The sequence below is a fragment of the Lysobacter enzymogenes genome (assembly GCF_017168095.1).
Lineage (GTDB): Bacteria > Pseudomonadota > Gammaproteobacteria > Xanthomonadales > Xanthomonadaceae > Lysobacter > Lysobacter enzymogenes_D.
In genome coordinates this window covers 1-2,608 of sequence record NZ_LXSD01000664.1, presented here as the reverse complement: position 1 = coordinate 2,608, position 2,608 = coordinate 1, and the positions used below count along the sequence as shown (strand labels likewise).

At 71.9% G+C, this 2,608-nt stretch carries 2 protein-coding genes and 1 pseudogene; all 3 read right to left on the bottom strand.

From position 1 onward, the window contains the following. The coding region (locus tag A7A76_RS25375; RefSeq protein ID WP_206413926.1) for a serine/threonine-protein kinase at positions 1 to 1,001 on the bottom strand (1,001 nt) is incomplete at its 3' end. A gap of 43 nt (positions 1,002 to 1,044) precedes the next feature. After that, the gene (locus A7A76_RS25370; protein WP_206413925.1) at positions 1,045 to 1,710 is read right to left on the bottom strand and encodes an ECF-type sigma factor; all 666 of its coding nucleotides are present in this window, start codon (positions 1,708 to 1,710) and stop codon (positions 1,045 to 1,047) included. A gap of 358 nt (positions 1,711 to 2,068) precedes the next feature. Continuing rightward, positions 2,069 to 2,608 (bottom strand): annotated as a pseudogene (locus A7A76_RS25365) (biotin-dependent carboxyltransferase family protein); the annotation flags it as partial.

The following is a 2,608-nucleotide window of genomic DNA, read 5'->3' as shown; positions in this document are numbered from 1 at the left end:
TGGCGGGCGAGGGCGGCGTCGCCGGGACGCGCGCCGAGCAGGCCGTCCATCGCCACCGGCGCGCCGGAGTCGGCGCCGGGCATCAGCGGGCGCAGGCCGTGCAGCGGCGTCGGCCAGTGCCCACCGAGCAAGCGGTAGCTCAGCACGCCCAGCGCGTACAGGTCGGTGGCCGGGCCCTGCGCGCCGTGCTGGCGCGCTTCCGGCGCGGCGTAGTGCGGGGTCAGCGCCGGCAGTTCGCCCGGCGCCTCGCGCAGCGGGCCCAGTTGCGCGGACAGGCCGAAGTCGAGCAGTTGCGCGCGCCCCTCGCTGGTGATCAGCACGTTCGACGGCTTGAGGTCGCGATGCAGCACGCCCTGCGCATGGGCGTAGGCGACCGCGTCGCAGACCTGCAGCAGCAAGTCCACGCGCGCCTCGATGCCGAGGCGGCGCTGGTCGCACCAGGCGTCGATCGGTTCGCCTTCGACATAGCGCAGGGCGAACCACGGCCGGCCGTCGCCGTCGACGCCGCCGTCGACCAGCGCGGCGATGCCGGGATGGTCCAGGCGCGCGAGCAGGTTGCGTTCCTCGCGCATCGCCGCGACCAGCAGCGGCGAGTCGAGTTCGGCGCGCAGGCATTTGATCGCCACGCGCTGTTGGTACTGGCCGTCGTCGCGATGGGCGGCGTACACCGTGCCCATGCCGCCGCGGCCGACGATGCGGTCGATGCGCCAGGCGCCCAGGCGCGCGCCGACGCGCAGGTCGGCCGGTTCCGGCGCGGGCGGCGACGCGGCCACGGATTCGCGGCCGCGCTCGCGTTCGTGCAGGTCGGCGAGCACGCGCGCCGGCGAGCGCTCGAGCACGCCGGCGGCATCGTCGGCGTCGGCGTCGAGCAGGCGCAACAAGGCGGCATGGGTGTGCGGCTCGGCCGCGGCCAGCGCGGCGAGCCGCTGCGCGCGCAGCGGCGCGGGCAGCTCGACGAATTCGTCGAACAGGCTCAGGGCGCGGGCGGTGGCGGCGTTCATGCGCGCGGGGCGGCGCGGCGGGTCGGGCGATGCGAAGGCGCGCTCAGGCCGCGTCGTCCTCGCCGTCCAGGTCCGACGGCGTGCGCAGATGCGCGGCGAGGAACGCGCGCGCCTTGCGCCAGTCGCGGCGGATGGTGCGGTCGGTCAGGCCCAGCACCTCGCCGATCTCGATATCGCTCATGCCGGCGAAGTAGCGCATTTCCACCAACTGGGTCAGGCGCGGCTCGACCGCGCTGAGCGCTTCCAGGGCGCGGTCGATCGCCAGCAACTGGTCCAGGTCCGGATCGTAGGACGGCTCGTAGTTCGGGTCGGCCTTGTCGGCCAGATAGCTTTCCTCGTACTTGAGCCGCTTGAGCCGGCGCACCTCGTCGAGCAGCGCGTAGCGCATCGCCTGCGACAGCACCGCGAGCAGGTGCTGGCGGTTGTTGAGGTTGAGCTTGTCCTGGTTCAGTCGCAGCCAGGTGCGGTTGATCAGCGAGGTCGGCGAGCGCTTGCTGCCGCGCCGCCAGCGCCGCCGGATCTGCAGCGAGGCGGCCTCGTGCAGATCCTTGTAGAGCAGGGTGTAGACGCGGTCCCACGCGCCCGGCTGGCCGTTCTGGGCGGCGACGATGAGCTGGGTCACCGAGTCCAGGGTGGCTTGGGGGAATTCGAATTCGTCCCGGGCAGGCGCTGCGGCGGTCGGATCGGGCGAGGAGCCTTCTTGAGTCATGTCCGGGTCGGTTTCGGCAGGACGATGGGATTTCCGTTAGCCCCGTCTTCGCGGCTGACATTCGATTGCGCAAAGAGATACGCCAAACACGTGCAATTGTCGATAACACACCCTCCGAAAAATCGGTTCCGCGACATGGCATTTGATCATGTAGGGGGATGCGCAATTACGGGTTGGCATGTTTCCTGTGCATCTGCTTGATGATTGCGCACATCGGATCTGCGCTGTGGCGCGATCGATAGCAGATTTGCGTGGAATTAAAGTGCAATCGATGCGCATCGAACCGCTGCGGTAGCGGCGCGAACCACTGGCGACAAAGGCATCCGCGTTCCGCGCGGATCGGCGCCGGCGTGCGGACTCAGCGGCCGTCGAGGCGGTCGGCGATGGCCCAGCGCAGTCGCGCCAGCTCCGCGGCCGCGGCCGCGCGCGCCGCGCGCGCCTCGGCTTCGTCGCAGCTGCGGAAGTACCACTTGGTATTGGGGCGAGCCTGCGCCAGCCGCGGCAGGTCGGCGGCGATCACGTGGCCCAGGCGCGGATAACCGCCGACGGTCTGCGCATCGGCGAGCAGTACGATCGGACGGCCGTCGGCAGGCAACTGGATGGTGCCCGGCGCGACCGGTTCGGACACGCCGCCGGCGGCCGCGACCACGCCCTCCAGCGCGTCGCCGACCAAGCGCAGGCCTTGCCGGTCGCTGGCCGGATCGACCCGCCAGCCGCTGTCGCCGAAACGCGCGGCGGCCTCGGCCAGGGCGGAGCACTCGGTCGGGCGGTAGCGGATCGGGGCGTGCGGGTCGAGCTCGAAATCCGGATCGATCCACCAGCCGCTCGCGCGCGGCGCCTCGACCGCGAGCGCGCGCTGCGGGCCCAGCGGCAGGCGGTCGCCGGCGCGCAGCGCGCG